Annotated in this window: 22 protein-coding genes; 6 read left to right on the forward strand and 16 right to left on the reverse strand. The window is 50.4% G+C overall.

Annotation, left to right across the window (positions count from 1 at the left end):
• Positions 1 to 181: 181 nt before the first annotated feature.
• On the forward strand, positions 182 to 1030 hold the full coding sequence (locus tag BGE37_RS15415) for a MurR/RpiR family transcriptional regulator (RefSeq protein ID WP_032184911.1): 849 nt from the start codon (positions 182 to 184) through the stop codon (positions 1028 to 1030).
• A 55-nt stretch (positions 1031 to 1085) separates the two neighbouring features.
• Entirely contained in the window at positions 1086 to 1346 is a 261-nt protein-coding gene (gene yfhL, locus BGE37_RS15420; protein WP_001196297.1) for a 4Fe-4S dicluster ferredoxin YfhL, read from the forward strand.
• 193 nt (positions 1347 to 1539) lie between these two features.
• Here the strand turns inward: yfhL and shoB are convergent, their stop codons facing one another.
• The 13 genes from shoB to rseD all read right to left on the reverse strand — a co-directional run bounded on the left by shoB (position 1540) and on the right by rseD (position 11707).
• Positions 1540 to 1620: a type I toxin-antitoxin system toxin ShoB gene (gene shoB, locus BGE37_RS15425; RefSeq protein WP_000128779.1), complete on the reverse strand. Its 81-nt coding sequence runs from the start codon at positions 1618 to 1620 to the stop codon at positions 1540 to 1542.
• Positions 1621 to 2039: 419 nt separating this feature from the next.
• Positions 2040 to 2420 (reverse strand): holo-ACP synthase, encoded by a 381-nt coding sequence (gene acpS / locus BGE37_RS15435; RefSeq protein WP_000986038.1) that lies wholly within the window; start codon positions 2418 to 2420, stop codon positions 2040 to 2042.
• Positions 2420 to 3151 carry a pyridoxine 5'-phosphate synthase gene (gene pdxJ, locus BGE37_RS15440; protein ID WP_001354824.1) on the reverse strand — a complete coding sequence of 244 codons (732 nt, stop codon included), beginning with the start codon at positions 3149 to 3151 and terminating at the stop codon, positions 2420 to 2422. The genes acpS and pdxJ overlap by 1 nt, the downstream gene beginning before the upstream one ends.
• Positions 3152 to 3162: 11 nt before the next feature.
• Complete coding sequence (gene recO / locus BGE37_RS15445; RefSeq protein ID WP_000399393.1) at positions 3163 to 3891, reverse strand: DNA repair protein RecO; 729 nt, start codon at positions 3889 to 3891, stop codon at positions 3163 to 3165.
• Between the two features lie 131 nt (positions 3892 to 4022).
• Entirely contained in the window at positions 4023 to 4928 is a 906-nt protein-coding gene (gene era / locus BGE37_RS15450) for a GTPase Era (protein ID WP_000063883.1), read from the reverse strand.
• Positions 4925 to 5605, reverse strand: coding sequence for a ribonuclease III (gene rnc, locus BGE37_RS15455; protein WP_001068343.1), 681 nt, complete (start codon positions 5603 to 5605; stop codon positions 4925 to 4927). The genes era and rnc overlap by 4 nt, the downstream gene beginning before the upstream one ends.
• A 272-nt stretch (positions 5606 to 5877) precedes the next feature.
• The gene (gene lepB, locus BGE37_RS15465) at positions 5878 to 6852 is read right to left on the reverse strand and encodes a signal peptidase I (protein ID WP_000002542.1); all 975 of its coding nucleotides are present in this window, start codon (positions 6850 to 6852) and stop codon (positions 5878 to 5880) included.
• Between the two features lie 15 nt (positions 6853 to 6867).
• Entirely contained in the window at positions 6868 to 8667 is a 1800-nt protein-coding gene (lepA, locus tag BGE37_RS15470; RefSeq protein ID WP_000790168.1) for a translation elongation factor 4, read from the reverse strand.
• Positions 8668 to 8864: 197 nt separating this feature from the next.
• Positions 8865 to 9344 carry a SoxR-reducing system protein RseC gene (rseC, locus tag BGE37_RS15475; RefSeq protein WP_000589077.1) on the reverse strand — a complete coding sequence of 160 codons (480 nt, stop codon included), beginning with the start codon at positions 9342 to 9344 and terminating at the stop codon, positions 8865 to 8867.
• Positions 9341 to 10297, reverse strand: a complete 957-nt coding sequence (rseB, locus tag BGE37_RS15480) for a sigma-E factor regulatory protein RseB (protein WP_000812053.1) — start codon at positions 10295 to 10297, stop codon at positions 9341 to 9343. The genes rseC and rseB overlap by 4 nt, the downstream gene beginning before the upstream one ends.
• Positions 10297 to 10947 (reverse strand): anti-sigma-E factor RseA, encoded by a 651-nt coding sequence (rseA, locus tag BGE37_RS15485; protein ID WP_105288185.1) that lies wholly within the window; start codon positions 10945 to 10947, stop codon positions 10297 to 10299. Before rseA ends, rseB begins: the two co-directional genes overlap by 1 nt.
• 32 nt (positions 10948 to 10979) lie before the next feature.
• Complete coding sequence (rpoE, locus tag BGE37_RS15490; protein ID WP_105288186.1) at positions 10980 to 11555, reverse strand: RNA polymerase sigma factor RpoE; 576 nt, start codon at positions 11553 to 11555, stop codon at positions 10980 to 10982.
• Positions 11552 to 11707: a rpoE leader peptide RseD gene (gene rseD, locus BGE37_RS25185; protein ID WP_001303621.1), complete on the reverse strand. Its 156-nt coding sequence runs from the start codon at positions 11705 to 11707 to the stop codon at positions 11552 to 11554. The genes rpoE and rseD overlap by 4 nt, the downstream gene beginning before the upstream one ends.
• A gap of 255 nt (positions 11708 to 11962) precedes the next feature.
• On the opposite strand from rseD, the gene nadB reads away from it, so the two are divergent.
• The gene (gene nadB, locus BGE37_RS15495) at positions 11963 to 13585 is read left to right on the forward strand and encodes an L-aspartate oxidase (RefSeq protein ID WP_105288187.1); all 1623 of its coding nucleotides are present in this window, start codon (positions 11963 to 11965) and stop codon (positions 13583 to 13585) included.
• Here the strand turns inward: nadB and trmN are convergent.
• Positions 13570 to 14307 carry a tRNA(1)(Val) (adenine(37)-N(6))-methyltransferase TrmN gene (gene trmN / locus BGE37_RS15500; protein WP_105288188.1) on the reverse strand — a complete coding sequence of 246 codons (738 nt, stop codon included), beginning with the start codon at positions 14305 to 14307 and terminating at the stop codon, positions 13570 to 13572. The genes nadB and trmN overlap by 16 nt on opposite strands.
• Before the next feature lie 131 nt (positions 14308 to 14438).
• On the opposite strand from trmN, the gene srmB reads away from it, so the two are divergent.
• Positions 14439 to 15773: an ATP-dependent RNA helicase SrmB gene (gene srmB / locus BGE37_RS15505; RefSeq protein WP_000219193.1), complete on the forward strand. Its 1335-nt coding sequence runs from the start codon at positions 14439 to 14441 to the stop codon at positions 15771 to 15773.
• Positions 15774 to 15981: 208 nt separating this feature from the next.
• Here the strand turns inward: srmB and BGE37_RS15510 are convergent, their stop codons facing one another.
• Positions 15982 to 16863, reverse strand: coding sequence for a LysR family transcriptional regulator (locus tag BGE37_RS15510; RefSeq protein WP_088541190.1), 882 nt, complete (start codon positions 16861 to 16863; stop codon positions 15982 to 15984).
• A 102-nt stretch (positions 16864 to 16965) separates the two neighbouring features.
• Between BGE37_RS15510 and eamB the strand changes: the two genes are divergently transcribed.
• A complete protein-coding gene (eamB, locus tag BGE37_RS15515; protein WP_032184919.1) occupies positions 16966 to 17553 on the forward strand; it encodes a cysteine/O-acetylserine transporter in 588 nt (195 codons plus the stop codon).
• A gap of 55 nt (positions 17554 to 17608) precedes the next feature.
• Here the strand turns inward: eamB and grcA are convergent, their stop codons facing one another.
• Complete coding sequence (grcA, locus tag BGE37_RS15520; protein ID WP_000627804.1) at positions 17609 to 17992, reverse strand: autonomous glycyl radical cofactor GrcA; 384 nt, start codon at positions 17990 to 17992, stop codon at positions 17609 to 17611.
• A gap of 304 nt (positions 17993 to 18296) precedes the next feature.
• Between grcA and ung the strand changes: the two genes are divergently transcribed.
• Positions 18297 to 18986, forward strand: coding sequence for a uracil-DNA glycosylase (gene ung, locus BGE37_RS15525; protein ID WP_032184921.1), 690 nt, complete (start codon positions 18297 to 18299; stop codon positions 18984 to 18986).
• The last annotated feature ends 21 nt before the right edge of the window (positions 18987 to 19007 follow it).

Here is a 19007-nt window from a genome sequence, read left to right on the forward strand (position 1 = left end):
TGATTAATCTTCGCTACTACATAGCCTAACAGATAGATCATCACTTTTCCGGCAACAATCGACTGCATCATGGCTATCTGGAATTTTTAATTCATGGCAATTAGCAGCAATGGAATATAAAATTCACTCGCGTGTGTTTCATATTGCCTGTTGTCGCCATAATTTCATCGCGAGGAAAGATATGAACGGCTTACTTCGTATCCGTCAGCGTTACCAGGGGCTTGCCCAGAGTGATAAAAAACTGGCGGACTATTTGCTACTACAACCTGATACGGCGCGCCATTTAAGCTCTCAGCAACTGGCCAACGAAGCCGGAGTCAGTCAGTCCAGCGTCGTGAAGTTCGCGCAAAAACTCGGCTATAAAGGTTTTCCGGCATTGAAGTTGGCGTTGAGTGAAGCGCTGGCAAGCCAGCCGGAATCCCCTTCTGTGCCCATTCATAACCAAATCCGTGGTGATGATCCGTTACGGCTGGTCGGCGAAAAACTGATTAAAGAAAATACTGCCGCCATGTACGCAACGCTAAACGTTAATAGTGAAGAGAAACTGCATGAAGGCGTGGCAATGTTGCGCTCTGCGCGGCGGATAATTCTGACCGGTATTGGCGCTTCGGGTCTGGTGGCGCAAAACTTTGCCTGGAAGCTGATGAAGATTGGCTTCAATGCCGCCGCAGTGCGCGATATGCATGCGCTACTCGCCACAGTCCAGGCGTCGTCCCCTGACGATCTGTTATTAGCCATTTCCTACACTGGTGTACGACGCGAGTTAAACCTGGCGGCAGATGAGATGCTGCGAGTGGGCGGAAAAGTGATGGCAATTACCGGCTTTACTCCCAATGCCCTGCAACAACGCGCTTCTCACTGCCTGTATACCATTGCCGAAGAACAAGCGACAAACAGTGCTGCAATCTCTGCTTGTCACGCTCAGGGAATGTTAACGGATTTACTGTTCATTGCGCTGATTCAGCAGGATCTGGAACTGGCACCAGAACGTATTCGTCATAGTGAAGCGCTGGTGAAAAAACTGGTTTGAGTAAAGAATGCGCGTATAATGCCCGCCCGGTTTGTGTTGTTTTGAGAGTTTCCTTATGGCGCTGTTAATCACTAAAAAATGCATCAATTGTGATATGTGTGAACCCGAATGCCCGAATGAGGCGATTTCGATGGGTGAACATATCTACGAGATTAACAGCGATAAGTGTACCGAATGCGTAGGCCACTACGAGACGCCCACCTGCCAGAAGGTGTGCCCGATCCCCAATACCATTGTGAAGGATCCACAACATGTCGAGACGGAAGAACAGTTGTGGGATAAATTTGTGCTAATGCACCACGCGGATAAGATTTAATATTTTGCTCTATGAGCAGGATATTGCTTATTTGCTCGTATAAAAGCGAAAGTTACATATTCATTTCCATGATGTCATTAATGAATATATTCATTAAATGAATTCCGATAATATATACGCCGACACTTACGTCTAATTATTAAAGGCGCGCCTGGCTGGTTAACCTGACGCGCCTTAAGTACGTTTCCTGGTGTTACAAGAACAGAAGGATCAGCTGTAAAACAGCAATGACGACTTTAATGACCCGTTTAATCAGGTATCGGCAATCAGTCATTCGTTTTTCCTTAAACAAGGAATGCAGCCGTTCAGATTAGCCCTTACATCTCCCCAAAACTGAACGTGCGAGTTATTGGAATCGAGTGCCGCACTCCACACCAGAGCTTTGACGACACCACTCGTTTCAATGGGGGAATTCAGTGGCATGGCGTAGAACACAGCAAAATATCCAATAACGACGCCGATTCTAATGTACTTATCAAAAAGCGGTCACGTTAATCTTTTCATCAATATCGATTTCTTCGTAAAGGCTCGAGTTTTTATGCTAAAGATTGCAAGTTGCTTGTACAGGATAACTAAATTGATCCATAATCATTTTTGTTGGAATCGTGTGCTGCACAAAATTAAAGTTGTAAAGTAAAACCCCCGTTCCTTACCAGTTCGGGGGTTTTACTTTTTAAAGAGAACGATATTATTTTAACTTTCGATAATTACCGTGGCACAAGCATAGTGGCGCTCATCTGCCAGCGTTACATGCATATTTACAACGCCGAGCTTTTCCGCCAGTTTTAATGCCTCGCCCCACAGTCGCAGCCGTGGCTTACCAAGCTCATCGTTAAATACTTCAAACTGATTAAACGCCAGACCATTGCGGATCCCGGTGCCAAACGCTTTTGCTGCGGCTTCTTTTACGGCAAAGCGTTTCGCCAGAAAACGCACCGGCTGGTGGTGCGTTTTCCAGATTTCCCATTCGTTATCGCTTAATACGCGACGTGCCAGGCGCTCACCGGATCGGGCGATCACCGCTTCTATGCGAGCGATCTCCACGATATCCGTGCCTAAACCTAATATTGCCATTAGCCACGCGCTTCCAGCATCAAACGCTTCATTTCTGCCACCGCATCTTTCAGTCCGGTCATCACTGCACGACCAATAATGGCATGACCGATATTCAGTTCGTGCATCTCAGGAATGGCGGCAATGGCTTTCACGTTGTGATAGGTCAGACCGTGTCCGGCGTTAACTTTCAGACCGAGGCTTGCCGCAAAGGTCGCGGCTTTCGTAATGCGCGCCAGCTCTTGCGCCTGTTCGGCGTCAGTTTTGGCATCGGCATAGCAACCGGTGTGGATCTCAATAAACGGTGCGCCAACCTCTGCCGCGGCTTTGATCTGCTCTTCATCGGCGTCGATAAACAGAGAAACCTGAATCCCGGCATCCGCCAGACGTTTACAGGCATCGCGCATTTTGTCACGCTGCCCTGCGACGTCCAGGCCACCTTCGGTTGTGACTTCCTGGCGCTTTTCAGGTACCAGGCAGCAAAAATGCGGCTTTATTTCAACGGCGATCGCCAGCATCTCTTCGGTCACCGCCATCTCCAGATTCATGCGGGTATCCAGCGTCTGACGCAGGATGCGCACGTCGCGGTCGGTAATGTGGCGACGATCTTCACGTAGATGCACGGTAATGCCATCCGCCCCCGCCTGCTCAGCAATAAACGCCGCCTGCACCGGATCCGGGTAAGCAGTACCACGTGCGTTACGCAGCGTTGCAATATGGTCAATGTTGACGCCTAACAGTAATTCAGCCATGACAATCCTCATCATTCATAATGTGTTTTCACCGTTCGCTTAGGCATAAACTGCCGGAACAGTTCCCTGCTCTTTAATGGTTTACCGCCAAGATACGGCTTTAGCGCCATGCGGGTAAAGCGTTTCGCGGCGCGCAGTGTGTCTGCGTCAGGAAATTCCCGCGCGTTTAACGCTTTTAACTGCCTTCCGGTGAACGTTTTATTATCGATAACGACACTTGCGATAAACCCTTTTTCTTCGCGATAACGATACGTCATGGTGTCATCTACCGGCTCGCCGCTACCCGCACAATGGGTAAAATTGACGCCATAGCCCAGATGCCCGAGCAGTGCCAGTTCAAAGCGGCGCAGCGCGGGTTCTGGCGTACCAGTGGCACCTGCAAGAGACTGAATGCAGTGCAAGTAATCGAAAAAGAGTTCAGAGAAGCGCGTCTCGTATTCCAGCACGCGGGAGAGAAGTTCGTTAATGTACAAACCACTGTAAAGGGTGATACCGCTTAATGGCAGCGCCAGCGAGACAGCTTCAGCACTGCGCAGCGTTTTGACTTCGCCACGCCCGCCAAAACGTAGCAAGAGAGGAGTGAAGGGCTGTAATGCACCTTTCAGAGTAGAGCGTTTAGAGCGTGCGCCTTTGGCAACCAGACGCACGCGACCCGATTCCTCCGTGAAGACGTCCAGCATCAGGCTGGTTTCGCTCCACGGGCGACTATGCAATACGAATGCGCGCTGCCAGCCTTCCATCATACTCGTCGCCTTTCAAGTTGCAGGTGCCTTGGCTGCACCCGTTCACCCTGGTCACTTACTTTAGTAAGCTCCCAGGGATTCACGGTCTTGCCGCCTTCCTGCACCTCGAAAGTCATAGAGTATGCTAATTAAAGATCGTCAACGTAACCGAGACTGCGCAGTGCGCGTTCGTCGTCGGCCCAACCGGATTTCACTTTTACCCACAGCTCAAGGTGAACAGGCGCTTCGAACATTTCCTGCATGTCTTTACGCGCTTCAATTCCGATGGTTTTAATCTTGGCCCCTTTGTTGCCAATAACCATCTTCTTCTGCCCTTCACGCTCAACGAGAATCAAACCGTTGATATCATAACCACCGCGTTCGTTAGAGACGAAACGTTCGATCTCCACGGTCACGGAATATGGCAGTTCAGCACCGAGGAAACGCATCAGTTTTTCGCGGATGATTTCAGACGCCATAAAACGCTGTGAGCGATCGGTGATGTAATCTTCCGGGAAGTGATGGGTCGCTTCAGGCAGATGCTTACGCACGATTGCCGCGATAGTGTCGACATTCAGCCCGGTTTCGGCAGAGATCGGCACGATATCGAGGAAGTTCATCTGGCTTGCCAGGAACTGTAAATGCGGCAGCAGATCGGCTTTTTCCTGCACGTTATCCACTTTGTTCACCGCGAGGATTACCGGCGCTTTGCCATCGCGCAGTTTGTTGAGCACCATTTCATCGTCCGGCGTCCAGCGGGTGCCTTCAACGACAAAAATCACCAGCTCAACGTCGCCAATGGAACTGCTCGCCGCTTTGTTCATCAGGCGGTTAATGGCGCGTTTTTCTTCCATATGCAGGCCTGGGGTATCGACGTAGATCGCCTGATACGCGCCTTCAGTATGGATCCCCACAATGCGGTGACGAGTTGTCTGCGCCTTGCGGGAGGTGATGGAGATTTTCTGCCCCAACAATTTATTCAACAATGTGGATTTGCCAACGTTCGGACGTCCGACGATAGCAATAAATCCGCAGTAACTTTTATCGTTGCTCATTCCAGCTCCAGTTTTTTCAACGCCTGTTCGGCGGCAGCCTGCTCAGCCTTACGACGGCTTGAACCTGTGCCAACCACCGGTTCACTCAGGCCGCTGACCTGGCAGTGGATAGTAAATTCCTGATCGTGCGCTTCGCCACGTACCTGAACTACCAGATAAGTCGGCAGCGGCAGATGGCGACCCTGCAAATATTCCTGCAGACGCGTTTTCGGATCTTTTTGTTTGTCGCCCGGGCTAATTTCGTCCAGACGGGTTTGATACCAGTTGAGGATTAATTTCTCGACGGTTTGAATATCACTGTCGAGGAATACGCCACCAATTAATGCTTCGACGGTGTCGGCGAGAATTGACTCACGACGAAATCCACCGCTTTTAAGTTCACCTGGCCCTAAACGTAAGCACTCGCCTAACTCAAATTCGCGCGCCAGTTCAGCCAGCGTATTGCCACGGACCAGTGTGGCGCGCATCCGGCTCATATCGCCTTCATCCACGCGAGGGAAACGGTGATAAAGCGCATTGGCGATAACGTAGCTCAGAATAGAGTCGCCTAAAAATTCTAAACGCTCGTTATGTTTGCTGCTGGCACTACGATGAGTTAATGCCTGCTGCAACAGTTCCTGATGATTAAAAGTGTAGCCCAGCTTCCTTTGAAGCCGATTAATTACGATGGGGTTCATGCGATACCAATAAATAAATGCGTCAACAATTCAGCACACGAAACAGACCTGATATACATGGCTCTGCTAACTGCTTCGCTGCAGTTTCAGTTTACCGGTATATGGGGACCAACGCTGTTTCGTGTGCCGTGGCAACCTGGAGGTGCCAACCTTAAACTTCGGGGGAATATTCTATACACAACGACGGGGGATGTCGTTAGCCACGGGGGATTTATCTCATAAATAATTCACGTTGTCGCCATAACGGCGACAACGTGAACGAAGATAAGCTATTAATGGATGCCGCCAATACGACTTAAGCGCACACCAGTCGGCCATTCGCCTTCTTGCTTATCGAAACTCATCCAGATAGCCGTTGCCCGACCTACCAAATTCGCTTCCGGCACAAAGCCCCAGTAACGGCTGTCCGCGCTGTTGTCACGGTTGTCACCCATCATGAAGTATTGGCCCGGTGGAACAATCCAGGTTGCCAGTTGTTGCCCTGGCTGCTGGTAATACATCCCCACCTGATCCTGCGCAATCGGCACTGTCAGAATACGGTGCGTCACATCACCCAGAGTCTCTTTACGCTCGGAAAGACGAATTCCATTTTCTTTGGTTTCGTTTTTCGGCACTTCAAAGAATCCGCTGGTTGCTTCCCCACCATTACGGCGCGAGAAGGTCTGAACGAAATCGCTCGGTTCCACGTTTGAGTAGGTGACCGGCAGCGCGTTTTCACACGCCTGACCGGAACTGCATCCCGGCTGAATCGTCAGCTCTTTTGAAACCGGATCGTAAGTGACTTTATCGCCCGGTAAACCCACCGCACGCTTGATGTAATCAAGCTTTGGATCTTCCGGGTATTTAAAGACCACGATATCGCCACGTTTCGGATGACCGGTTTCGATCAGCGTTTTCTGGTAGATAGGATCTTTAATGCCGTAAGCAAACTTTTCTACCAGAATAAAGTCACCGATTAACAGAGTCGGCATCATCGAACCTGACGGGATCTGGAACGGTTCATAAATAAACGAACGCACAATCAATACAATAGCCAGTACCGGAAAAACAGAAGCCCCGGTTTCCAGCCAGCCAGGCTTCGGCGCAACTTTTTTCAGCGTTGCTTTATCCAGTGAGTCACCAGCAGCCGCTTGAGCCGCTGCCTGACGTTCCCGTCGCTTAGGTGCGAAAAAGAATTTATCCACGCACCATAAAATGCCCGTCACCAGTGTGGCAATCACCAGAATGAGGGCAAACATATTCGCCATGCCAACTCCTAAGGGTTATTTGTTGTCTTTGCCGACGTGCAGAATGGCGAGGAACGCTTCCTGCGGCAGCTCGACGTTACCGATCTGCTTCATGCGTTTCTTACCTTCTTTCTGCTTCTGCAGCAGCTTTTTCTTACGGCTGATATCGCCACCATAACATTTAGCCAGTACGTTTTTACGCAGCTGTTTCACGGTGGAGCGCGCAATGATGTGCGTACCAATCGCTGCCTGAATGGCGATATCAAACTGCTGGCGTGGGATCAGATCTTTCATCTTTTCCACCAGCTCGCGACCACGGTTTTGCGAATTATCACGGTGGGTGATCAGCGCCAGCGCATCAACACGTTCACCGTTGATTAATACGTCTACACGTACCATGTCGGACGCCTGGAAGCGTTTGAAGTTGTAATCCAGAGACGCATAACCACGAGAGGTAGATTTCAGGCGATCGAAGAAGTCGAGCACCACTTCAGCCATCGGGATCTCGTAGGTCAACGCCACCTGGTTACCGTGGTAAACCATGTTGGTTTGTACGCCACGTTTTTCTACGCACAGCGTAATAACGTTACCGAGATATGCCTGCGGCAATAGCATGTGACACTCTGCAATCGGCTCGCGCAGTTCGTAGATGTTATTTACCGCTGGCAGCTTCGATGGGCTGTCGACGTAAATAACTTCTCTTGACGTAGTTTCAACTTCATACACTACGGTCGGCGCCGTGGTGATCAGATCCAGATCGTATTCACGTTCCAGACGTTCCTGAATGATCTCCATGTGCAGCAGGCCGAGGAAGCCGCAGCGGAAACCAAAGCCCAGCGCGCTGGAGCTTTCCGGCTCATAGAACAGTGAGGCATCATTCAGGCTGAGTTTGCCCAGCGCGTCACGGAAGGCTTCATAGTCGTCAGAGCTTACCGGGAACAAGCCTGCGTAAACCTGCGGTTTGACTTTCTTAAAGCCAGGCAGCGCCTTTTCTGCCGGATTACGCGCCAATGTTAAGGTATCACCTACCGGTGCACCGTGGATGTCTTTGATCGCACATACCAACCAGCCAACTTCACCGCATTTCAGTTCAGTGCGGTCAACCTGCTTCGGCGTGAAAATACCCAGACGGTCGGCGTTATAGGTCTGCCCGGTACTCATGACTTTCACTTTGTCGCCCTTACGCAGGGTGCCGTTTTTAATACGGATAAGTGAAACAACGCCCAGGTAGTTGTCGAACCAGGAGTCGATAATTAGCGCCTGTAACGGGCCTTCCGGATCGCCTTCCGGCGGCGGAATATCGCGCACCAGACGTTCGAGAACGTCCTGCACACCAACGCCGGTTTTCGCTGAGCAGCGCACTGCGTCGGTGGCGTCGATACCAACGATATCTTCAATTTCTTCTGCTACGCGTTCAGGATCAGCTGCCGGCAGGTCAATCTTGTTCAGTACCGGCACTACTTCGAGATCCATTTCCATCGCGGTGTAGCAGTTTGCCAGGGTTTGCGCTTCTACGCCCTGCCCGGCGTCGACCACCAGCAATGCACCCTCACAGGCAGCCAGCGAACGGGAAACTTCATAGGAGAAGTCTACGTGGCCCGGGGTGTCGATAAAGTTAAGCTGATAGGTTTCGCCGTCAGACGCTTTGTAATCCAGCGTCACGCTTTGCGCTTTGATGGTAATGCCACGCTCACGCTCAAGATCCATGGAATCGAGAACCTGCGCCTCCATTTCACGGTCAGACAGGCCACCGCAGATCTGGATAATACGGTCAGACAGCGTCGATTTACCGTGGTCAATGTGAGCTATGATCGAAAAGTTACGTATATTCTTCATAAAGTATGATTATTGTGCCTTAATGCCCGGTTAACCAGGCTTTTAGAAGTCGCTGTTCTGAGCTTAACGTCTGTATTAATAGAAACGCCGCATTCTACACTACAACATTGAGGCGAGGAAATGTTCATACCGTATGGATTGTGGTATCTGGAAACGTCCTCGCATTTGTTATGCAAAATGCAACAAAGCCAGTGAAATCACTGGCTCGCGTCTTCCGAAGATGTTTCAAATCGCACAAGGCCTGGCGGCAATGCCACGCTTAAGATGATCGGTTGCCATTCCGCCCGGGCAGCAAACTTTCGCGAGTAGCCGCGTGCAATCAGGAATCCACCAACGCCGCCGAGAATCGCACCGCATAATGCTGCAAGATCTGAAGCAAAGAGTAGCTGAAATAACGAAGCGATGAGGAATAATCCCACCAACGGCGACATATAAACCAGTAATGCGGAGCTAAGCAGGCTGCCTTCGGTGATTCCTAATTCCACTTTTTGCCCCGGCACTAACGGTTCATCACAGGGTACGACAATGGTATGCGTGGTTTGTGGGCCAAGTTTATTCAGCACGCGGCTACCGCAACCGACACGGGAAGCACAGCTGCTGCATGAGGCTTTAACATCACAACTGACCAGCGCCTGCCCGTTTTGCCAGGAGACGACCGTAGCCCACTCTTTGATCATTGCGCTGCCCCGAACTTAATATTCTCGGCAATGCGTTTCGCCGTTTGCGGCGGCAGTTCGCCGACAATGGTGATTTCGGCGTTATCACGTACGCTTGTACTGACGGTTCTGCGTCCGGTACGCAACATCTGATCGGTGCTCGATGGCGTAGCGCGGTTAACGTTTACCGAGAAGCTGAATAATCCGTCGGAATAGAGACGTGATTCGATAGGCATGTTGTCCATCGTCGGTAACGGACGTCGGCTGCTGGAAACCTCACTAAACCCCTGTGGCAACCAGGTTGGCGTCCAGCTGAATTTAGCTTTTTCACCTACAGGAACAGAAAGCAGCGGCGGCAGATTTGCTTTCGCCAGCGTCTGCATACTGCTGCTGATATCCTGATTAACGTTAAAAGCAATCACGCGAAATTGTTCCAGCGTTTCACCATCGCGATCAAGGAGATCAACCCGCATCGGTAATTTCGATTCGGTGTCCATCCACACGATGTAGCTGTAGCGTGTGCCATCACGGGCCACCACGCGAATGACTTCGCAAAGACGATCAGCAATACGCGTGCGTCCCACGGAGATAAAGTCGTAGTAAGGAGAAAGGCGTTTGAAATCGGTATAGATGAGCGATGGCAGAGAATCAACAATGTAATCGCCATTAAGCGTGAACGGTTCAAGGCCCGGTTCAAAGTAGCTGATTTCATTGCCGCGCTGTACCACTTCCCGGCGCGGGCCATCCATTTGCAACAATTGTGCAAGAGGACGGTTATCGAGGCGTGCATGTCGATAACGCAGAGACTCAACACCCTGTTTATTGATGCTGATGAATGACAGCTCGTAATTCAGTGACTGACTGGCCAGGTTCATCTGCTGTAATAACGCCCCGGACGCGGGAGTGGCCGAGGCGTTAGCAGAGAATAACAGGCTACCTGTCACTAATGACATGGCAAACCAAAGTTGCTTCATTACTGCGATTGCGTTCCTAAAGTTTGAATTCCTGGCACCTGTACAGCGGCTTGCTGTGTTTGGGCCTGCTCAAACTGAAGCTGTTCAGAGTGGAGTCGACGTTGCAGTTCGTAATCCTGCAACATTGCATTAATGCGACGACGCTGCTCCTGTACCTGCTGCTGTTGACCATTGTTTGCAGTCGCTTCAGAAGGTACTCCCAGGCTAACCGGGCTGGCTTTACCCATCATCGGCAGTGTATTAAATACTGGCGTTTCGGGCTGCTGGGACGTTTCAGATTGCCCATTATAGTGCTGGACGCCAACGATAACTGCAAGCGATACGCATGCTGCTACGCCCATTTGGGTAAGCTGTGCCGCCCATGGACGTACTTTCTGCCAGAATGGCATTTTCTGCCATTGATGCGGCGCAGGCTGGGCCTCTGGGATCAGTGTCGCCGGTTGACGTACTGGCTCTTCTTCAATGGCGGCCATTATGCGTGAAGAGATATCGAAATGGAGCACCTCGGGAGTATCACCCCGCATTGAGTCACGGATTAAGTGATAGCTTTCCCAGGTTTTCTGCATTTCTGGGTTATGAGCCAGTTCGTTAAGCAGCTCACTATCCAGCGTTTCGCCATCCATTAAAGCGGAAAGTTGTTCTTTCTGCATGCCTAATACCCTTATCCAGTATCCCGCTATCGTCAACGCCTGATAAGCGGTTGAACTTTGTTATCAATAGCTTCCCTCGCTCGGAAGATACGTGAACGCACCGTACCTACCGGACAATCCATGATAGCGGCTATCTCTTCATAGCTCAGGCCATCCAGCTCCCGCAAGGTTATTGCCATGCGTAAATCTTCCGGGAGGGACTCAATAGTTCGGAAAACTATCTGTCTCAGTTCTTCTGACAACATTAAGTTCTCAGGGTTCGAAATTTCTTTCAACGCGCCGCCACTTTCGAAGTTTTCAGCTTCAATGGCATCCACATCACTGGAAGGTGGACGGCGTCCCTGAGCAACCAGGTAATTTTTCGCTGTATTTACAGCAATCCGATACAGCCATGTATAAAAAGCGCTATCTCCCCGGAACGAATCCAGCGCACGATAGGCTTTAATAAAAGCTTCTTGTACCACATCGGGAACATCACCCGACGGCACATAGCGGGAAACCAGACTCGCCACTTTATGCTGATAGCGCACTACCAGTAAGTTAAAGGATTTCTGATCTCCCTTCTGGACCCGTTCAACCAGGACCTGGTCCGTTAACTGCTCGCTCATCCGAGGTAAAGTCTCCCCAAACCAAATTTCCACGCGCTATCGAAACGCCACTCCATTAGCTGCAATTTGAGCAAGCAAAGGGTTAGAGTGTCTCGTTTTTGTAAAGTTCCGTAACGCATCTGTTTTTGTTTGTCATGCTGTAGACGGATTATTATCTATCATTATAAGTCTACAGAATCTGAACATCGCATTATCTGTGTAGAAATGCCCATTTAACTGCCTGAAGAGTAACCCAACGGCCTTTTTATTTCACCACCTAATCCTTCGCCAGCCAGTAACTTCTCGTTTTCTCGTCGCCGTGATTCGGTCTGTTTAGCCTCTGTAACAAAAATTAAAATAGCAGGTGTTTAATTGCACAACATGATGCTATGCTGACCAAACCATGTTTAGTAAATTAAACAAAGAAAATGAATACTCTCCCTGAACATTCATGTGACGTGTTGATTATCGGTAGCGGCGCTGCCGGGCTTTCACTGGCGCTACGTCTGGCTGATCGGCATCATGTCATCGTTCTAAGTAAAGGCCCAGTCACGGAAGGTTCAACATTTTATGCCCAGGGCGGAATTGCCGCCGTGTTTGATGAAACTGACAGCATTGATTCGCATGTGGAAGACACAATGATAGCCGGTGCTGGTATTTGTGATCGCCATGCAGTTGAATTTGTCGCCAGCAATGCGCGTTCCTGTGTGCAATGGTTAATCGACCAGGGGGTGTTGTTTGATACCCACGTTCAATCGAATGGCGAAGAAAGTTACCATTTGACCCGTGAAGGTGGACATAGTCACCGACGAATTCTTCATGCTGCGGACGCCACCGGTAAAGAAGTAGAAACCACACTAGTGAGCAAGGCGCAGAACCATCCGAATATTCGCGTGCTGGAGCGCAGCAACGCGGTTGATCTGATTATTTCTGACAAAATTGGCCTGCCGGGCACGCGACGTGTTGTTGGCGCGTGGGTATGGAACCGAAATAAAGAAACGGTGGAAACCTGCCACGCAAAAGCAGTGGTGCTGGCAACCGGCGGTGCGTCAAAAGTTTACCAGTACACTACCAATCCGGATATTTCTTCTGGCGATGGTATTGCTATGGCGTGGCGCGCGGGCTGCCGGGTCGCCAATCTCGAATTTAATCAGTTCCATCCTACCGCGCTGTATCATCCGCAGGCACGCAATTTTCTGTTAACGGAAGCACTGCGCGGCGAAGGCGCTTATCTCAAGCGACCGGATGGCACGCGTTTTATGCCCGATTTCGATGAGCGCGGCGAACTGGCCCCGCGCGATATTGTCGCCCGCGCTATTGATCATGAAATGAAACGCCTCGGTGCGGATTGTATGTATCTCGACATCAGCCATAAGCCTGCCGATTTTATTCGCCAGCATTTCCCGATGATCTATGAAAAGTTGCTCGGGCTGGGGATAGATCTCACGAAAGAACCGGTGCCGATTGTGCCTGCTGCACATTATACCTGCGGTGGTGTAATGGTTGATGATCATGGGCGTACGGACGTCGAAGGTTTGTACGCCATTGGCGAAGTGAGTTATACCGGCTTACACGGCGCTAACCGCATGGCCTCAAATTCATTACTGGAGTGTCTGGTTTACGGCTGGTCGGCGGCGGAGGATATTACCAGGCGTATGCCTTATGCCCACGGCGTCAGTACGTTACCGCCATGGGATGAAAGCCGCGTTGAGAACCCAGACGAGCTGGTGGTGATTCAACATAACTGGCACGAGTTACGTCTGTTTATGTGGGATTACGTTGGCATTGTGCGCACAACGAAGCGCCTGGAACGCGCCCTGCGGCGGATAACCATGCTCCAACAAGAAATAGACGAATATTACGCCCATTTCCGCGTCTCAAATAATTTGCTGGAGCTGCGTAATCTGGTACAGGTTGCCGAGTTGATTGTTCGCTGTGCGATGGTGCGCAAGGAGAGCCGGGGGCTGCATTTCACGCTGGATTACCCGGAGTTGCTCACTCACTCTGGCCCATCGATCCTTTCCCCCGACAACCTTTACATAAACAAATAAAAAGCCTGGGTCAGCGCAGTGTACGCTTCGGAATAGCTCTGGTCTGGCCCACGAATCACTAAGCGATCGCTATAGCATTCTCCCGCCTGTGGGGAGAATGCCAGCAGCACCCGATGCGGCTGTCGCGTTTCGTTTTCCGCCACATCCGTCCGCAAACGTAAATGCCAGCCCATTCTTAATGCCAGTTCAGTAAAACCATTACCAATCTGCTCTGGCAACACCACGCAAAAAAATCCCTCTTCAGTAATGCACTCCGCCGCGCAGGTTAGCAACGATTGATGATCAAGCGTAGTGGTATAGCGTGCCTGTTCCCTCTGCGGCGTAGCGCACTCAACGCCCTGCTGATAATAAGGCGGGTTACTGATGATTAAATCAAAGCGTGCTGTCTGCTGTGTGATCCACTGCTGAATATCCGCCGGATAGACATTAATCCGCTCTGCCCACGGGGACTGGTTGATATTTTCCTGCGCCTGAGTCGCAGCTTCACTTTCCAGTTCAACGGCATCAATCATCACGCTGTCATCGGTTCGCTGCGCCAGCATTAATGCCAGCAACCCGCTACCCGCGCCGATATCAAGGCAACGTTTTACCCCAGCCACCGGTGCCCATGCGCCCAGCAAAATGCCATCCGTTCCCACTTTCATTGCACAGCGATCGTGAGCAACAAAAAACTGTTTAAAAGTAAATCCATTACGACGAAGCACGGATGTAGACTGTGACATGAAAATAAAACCTTGCAGGAAAAACGGCGATAGCACCGGGTGAGAACAATACCCGAGAAGCGATATCCATACAAACAGATGAAGATTGCAGCCGTAACGTCTATAATCAGCGCCCCACACAGAGGTAGAACATGACTGTAACGACTTTTTCCGAACTTGAACTCGACGAAAGCCTGCTGGAAGCCCTCCAGGATAAAGGTTTCACTCGCCCGACCGCCATTCAGGCTGCCGCCATTCCGCCTGCGCTCGATGGCCGTGATGTACTCGGTTCTGCGCCGACAGGCACCGGTAAAACGGCGGCGTATCTGCTGCCAGCGTTGCAGCACCTGCTCGATTTCCCCCGAAAGAAATCCGGTCCGCCGCGTATTTTGATCCTCACCCCGACTCGAGAACTGGCAATGCAGGTGGCCGATCATGCCCGCGAACTGGCGAAACATACGCATCTGGATATCGCCACCATCACCGGCGGCGTAGCCTATATGAACCACGCGGAAGTATTCAGCGAAAACCAGGATATCGTGGTTGCCACGACCGGACGTCTGCTGCAATACATAAAAGAAGAGAACTTCGATTGCCGCGCGGTTGAAACGCTGATCCTCGACGAAGCAGACCGAATGCTGGATATGGGTTTTGCTCAGGATATCGAACATATTGCGGGCGAAACGCGCTGGCGTAAACAGACCCTGCTCTTCTCGGCAACGCTTGAAGGCGATGCCATTCAGGATTTTGCCGAGCGTCTGCTTGAAGATCCGGTGGAAGTTTCTGCGAATCCATCCACCCGTGAGCGCAAAAAAATTCATCAGTGGTATTACCGCGCCGATGACCTGGAACATAAAACCGCATTACTGGTGCATCTGTTAAAACAACCGGAAGCGACCCGCTCAATTGTATTTGTGCGTAAGCGTGAGCGTGTGCATGAACTGGCAAACTGGTTGCGCGAAGCGGGCATCAACAACTGCTATCTCGAAGGTGAGATGGTACAAGGCAAGCGTAACGAAGCGATCAAGCGTCTGACCGAAGGTCGCGTAAACGTACTGGTTGCCACCGATGTTGCCGCGCGCGGTATCGACATTCCGGATGTCAGCCATGTCTTTAACTTCGATATGCCACGCAGTGGCGATACTTATTTACACCGTATCGGACGTACTGCTCGCGCTGGTCGTAAGGGAACCGCGATTTCACTGGTTGAAGCTCATGACCATCTGCTGCTGGGCAAAGTAGGCCGCTATATTGAAGAGCCAATTAAAGCTCGCGTTATTGATGAGTTACGCCCGAAAACGCGTGCGCCAAGCGAAAAGCAGACCGGCAAGCCATCGAAGAAAGTACTGGCAAAACGCGCCGAGAAGAAAAAGGCTAAAGAGAAAGAGAAGCCACGGGTGAAAAAACGCCATCGCGATACCAAAAATATTGGTAAGCGACGCAAACCAAGCGGAACAGGCGTACCACCGCAAACGACAGAAGAGTGATCTTAATTCCGGGTTTAAGCCCGGAATTAAAAGTGCTGGCAAACGCAAAACTGCCTGATGCGCTACGCTTATCAGGCCTACATGGCTCATGCAATATATTGAATTTGCACGATCTTGTAGGCCGGATAAGGCGTTCACGCCGCATCCGGCATGAACAAAACGCACTTCGTCGACAAGTTGGGTGCCGGGTTTAAGCCCGGCATTATTTTTATCCCGGCAAAAAACACTCTTCAACACACTGAATAAAAGTGTGCATCGCCGGGCTAACCGCTTTCCCGGCATGGTGTGCGCACATTGCCGTAATGGTCTGCGACTGTTCGCCAAAAGGCAATTCGATTAATTCTCCGCACTCCAACTCTTTTGCCACCGCAAAACGCGGCAGATAGCTAACTCCGATATTCGCCGCGACACAACGCTTTATGCTTTCGATACTTATAAGCTCAATGGTATTTTCCACCGTGATCCGCCGCTGGCGCAGCGTGCTCTCAAATATCTGCCGGAAGACACATTGCGGTTCGTTGATAATAAAACTACAGGCGTTATGTCTTCCCGGCTGGGTAAAATCGATATCTGCAATTTGCGGTGAAGCCACCAGCACCAGCGATTGTTCACCCAATTCTCGTCGATTCAGAGCATCATCATTTCCTACGCGATAAAAAACACCGACGTCGGCCTCATCATTCAGTAGAGCATCACGGATCACGTAACAGTTCAGCGACTGCAGTGATAAACGCACTTTTGGTGCACGTTGCCGAAAACGCTGCAACACCTGCGGCATTCGGTAAGAGAGCAGCGTTTCGCCTGAAACAACGCGCAGTTCTCCGTCCGGATCAGACTCTTTTTTGGCAGCCTCACGAAGCGTATCCATCACTCTGGTGAGTTCATAGATGTGCGGCAGCAACTTTTTGCCTTCGCGAGTGAGGCACATCCGTCGGCCAATTTTCTCAAACAATTGTACTGAGAACTCCTGTTCAAGCTGCTGAATATGAAAAGTCACCGTCGATTGTGTGCAACACAATTTTTGCGAAGCTCGCAAAAAGGAACCCTCTTCCACCACGGTTTTAAGCGTAATAAAACGGCGCAGATCCATAACTCCAAACCTATCGAAAATATCGAATTTAGAATGTGAAAACATTCATTTTTTTAAATGTTTTGTGTCGGGTACTGTCTACCAAAACAGAGGAGATAACAAGTGACACCGACCCTTTTAAGTGCTTTTTGGACCTACACCCTGATTACCGCCCTGACGCCAGGACCAAACAATATACTCGCTCTTAGCTCTGCCACGTCGCATGGATTTCGTCGGAGTACCCACGTGCTGGCAGGGATGAGTCTGGGATTTTTGATTGTGATGTTACTGTGTGCAGGAATTTCATTTTCACTGGCTGTTATTGACCCAGCAGCGGTGCACCTTTTGAGTTGGGCAGGAGCGGCATATATTGTCTGGCTGGCGTGGAAAATCGCTACCAGTCCAACCAAGGAAGACGGACTTCAGGCCAAACCGATCAGCTTCTGGGCCAGCTTTGCTTTGCAGTTTGTGAACGTCAAAATTATTTTGTACGGCATTACAGCACTGTCGACATTTATCCTGCCACAAACGCAGGCGTTAAGCTGGGTGATTGGCGTCAGCGTTTTGCTGGCAATGATTGGGACCTTTGGCAATGTGTGCTGGGCGCTGGCGGGGCATCTGTTTCAGCGATTGTTTCGCCAGTATGGTCGCCAGTTAAATATCGTGCTGGCGTTGTTGCTGGTCTATTGCGCGGTGCGCATTTTCTGTTAATGAAAAAAAGCGGAAGAGGTCGCCCTCTTCCGCTTAGTAACTTGCTACTTAAACCTTACAGGCTTTCAGTAAAGGTACGAGCGATAACATCGCGCTGCTGTTCCGGAGTCAGAGAGTTAAAGCGAACTGCATAACCGGATACACGGATGGTCAGCTGCGGATATTTTTCCGGATGCTTAACTGCATCTTCCAGAGTTTCACGACGCAGAACGTTTACGTTCAGGTGCTGACCACCTTCAACGCGAACTTCTGGTTTAACTTCTACTGGAACTTCACGGTATTCAATGTCACCCAGTTTGCTTACTGCAACCACTTCGTCTTCTGCAAAACCTGCTTTCGCAACGATGCAACGCGCTTCGCCTTTTTCGCTGTCCAGCAGCCAGAAAGAGTTCAGCAGATCGTCATTAGCAGCTTTAGTAATCTGGATACCTGTAATCATGTGATGCCTCCCCGGCAAAATTATTTGATTTGATTAGCCTGTCGCGGCCAATTGGTAAAACCATTGTTGCTTGAGTGTATATATACTCCTCAAACACCCTTGATTCTTTGATTTAAATCAATAAAAACCACACATCAAGTGTGGTCGCAAATGGATTTTATTGTTTTACATCAACTTATGCAGGTGTGAAATTTTACCAATTTACATTTTTTTGCACTCGTTTAAGTCTAAAAAATGAGCATGATTTTGTTCTGTAGAAAGAAGCAGTTAAGCTAGGCGGATTGAAGATTCGCGGGAGAGCGAGATGGCAAACGAATTAACCTGGCATGACGTGCTGGCTGAAGAGAAGCAGCAACCCTATTTTCTTAATACCCTACAGACCGTCGCCAGCGAGCGGCAGGCCGGCGTCACTATCTATCCGCCACAAAAGGATGTCTTTAACGCGTTCCGCTTTACAGAGTTGGGTGACGTTAAAGTGGTGATTCTCGGCCAGGATCCTTATCACGGACCGGGACAGGCGCATGGTCTGGCATTTTCCGTTCGCCCCGGCATTGCGACACCGCCGTCACTGCTGAATATGTATAAAGAGCTGGAAAATACTATTCCCGGTTTCACCCGCCCTAATCATGGTTATCTTGAAAGCTGGGCGCGTCAGGGCGTTCTGCTACTCAATACTGTGTTGACGGTTCGCGCAGGTCAGGCGCATTCCCACGCTAGCCTCGGCTGGGAGACCTTCACCGATAAAGTCATCAGCCTGATCAACCAGCATCGCGAAGGCGTGGTGTTTTTGTTGTGGGGATCACATGCACAGAAGAAAGGGGCGATTATTGATAAACAACGCCATCACATACTGAAAGCGCCGCATCCATCACCGCTTTCGGCGCATCGTGGGTTCTTTGGCTGCAACCATTTTGTGCTGGCAAATCAGTGGCTGGAACAACGTGGCGAGAAACCGATTGACTGGATGCCAGTATTACCGGCAGAAAGTGAGTAAATTTGCAGGAAAACGCCGGAT

This window comes from Escherichia sp. MOD1-EC6300 (genome assembly GCF_002965045.1).
GTDB classification, from domain to species: Bacteria; Pseudomonadota; Gammaproteobacteria; order Enterobacterales; family Enterobacteriaceae; genus Escherichia; species Escherichia coli_F.

Coding starts and splice junctions, on each gene's coding strand:
- acpS (WP_000986038.1), bottom strand. CDS start 2,420: ATGGCAATATTAGGTTTAGGCACGGATATCGTGGAGATCGCTCGCATA.
- era (WP_000063883.1), bottom strand. CDS start 4,928: ATGAGCAACGATAAAAGTTACTGCGGATTTATTGCTATCGTCGGACGT.
- rseB (WP_000812053.1), bottom strand. CDS start 10,297: ATGAAGCAACTTTGGTTTGCCATGTCATTAGTGACAGGTAGCCTGTTA.
- grcA (WP_000627804.1), bottom strand. CDS start 17,992: ATGATTACAGGTATCCAGATTACTAAAGCTGCTAATGACGATCTGCTG.
- lepB (WP_000002542.1), bottom strand. CDS start 6,852: ATGGCGAATATGTTTGCCCTCATTCTGGTGATTGCCACACTGGTGACG.
- rnc (WP_001068343.1), bottom strand. CDS start 5,605: ATGAACCCCATCGTAATTAATCGGCTTCAAAGGAAGCTGGGCTACACT.
- rpoE (WP_105288186.1), bottom strand. CDS start 11,555: ATGAGCGAGCAGTTAACGGACCAGGTCCTGGTTGAACGGGTCCAGAAG.
- recO (WP_000399393.1), bottom strand. CDS start 3,891: ATGGAAGGCTGGCAGCGCGCATTCGTATTGCATAGTCGCCCGTGGAGC.
- yfhL (WP_001196297.1), top strand. CDS start 1,086: ATGGCGCTGTTAATCACTAAAAAATGCATCAATTGTGATATGTGTGAA.
- BGE37_RS15510 (WP_088541190.1), bottom strand. CDS start 16,863: ATGGATCTGCGCCGTTTTATTACGCTTAAAACCGTGGTGGAAGAGGGT.
- srmB (WP_000219193.1), top strand. CDS start 14,439: ATGACTGTAACGACTTTTTCCGAACTTGAACTCGACGAAAGCCTGCTG.
- BGE37_RS15415 (WP_032184911.1), top strand. CDS start 182: ATGAACGGCTTACTTCGTATCCGTCAGCGTTACCAGGGGCTTGCCCAG.
- nadB (WP_105288187.1), top strand. CDS start 11,963: ATGAATACTCTCCCTGAACATTCATGTGACGTGTTGATTATCGGTAGC.
- rseA (WP_105288185.1), bottom strand. CDS start 10,947: ATGCAGAAAGAACAACTTTCCGCTTTAATGGATGGCGAAACGCTGGAT.
- shoB (WP_000128779.1), bottom strand. CDS start 1,620: ATGACTGATTGCCGATACCTGATTAAACGGGTCATTAAAGTCGTCATT.
- rseC (WP_000589077.1), bottom strand. CDS start 9,344: ATGATCAAAGAGTGGGCTACGGTCGTCTCCTGGCAAAACGGGCAGGCG.
- ung (WP_032184921.1), top strand. CDS start 18,297: ATGGCAAACGAATTAACCTGGCATGACGTGCTGGCTGAAGAGAAGCAG.
- lepA (WP_000790168.1), bottom strand. CDS start 8,667: ATGAAGAATATACGTAACTTTTCGATCATAGCTCACATTGACCACGGT.
- trmN (WP_105288188.1), bottom strand. CDS start 14,307: ATGTCACAGTCTACATCCGTGCTTCGTCGTAATGGATTTACTTTTAAA.
- pdxJ (WP_001354824.1), bottom strand. CDS start 3,151: ATGGCTGAATTACTGTTAGGCGTCAACATTGACCATATTGCAACGCTG.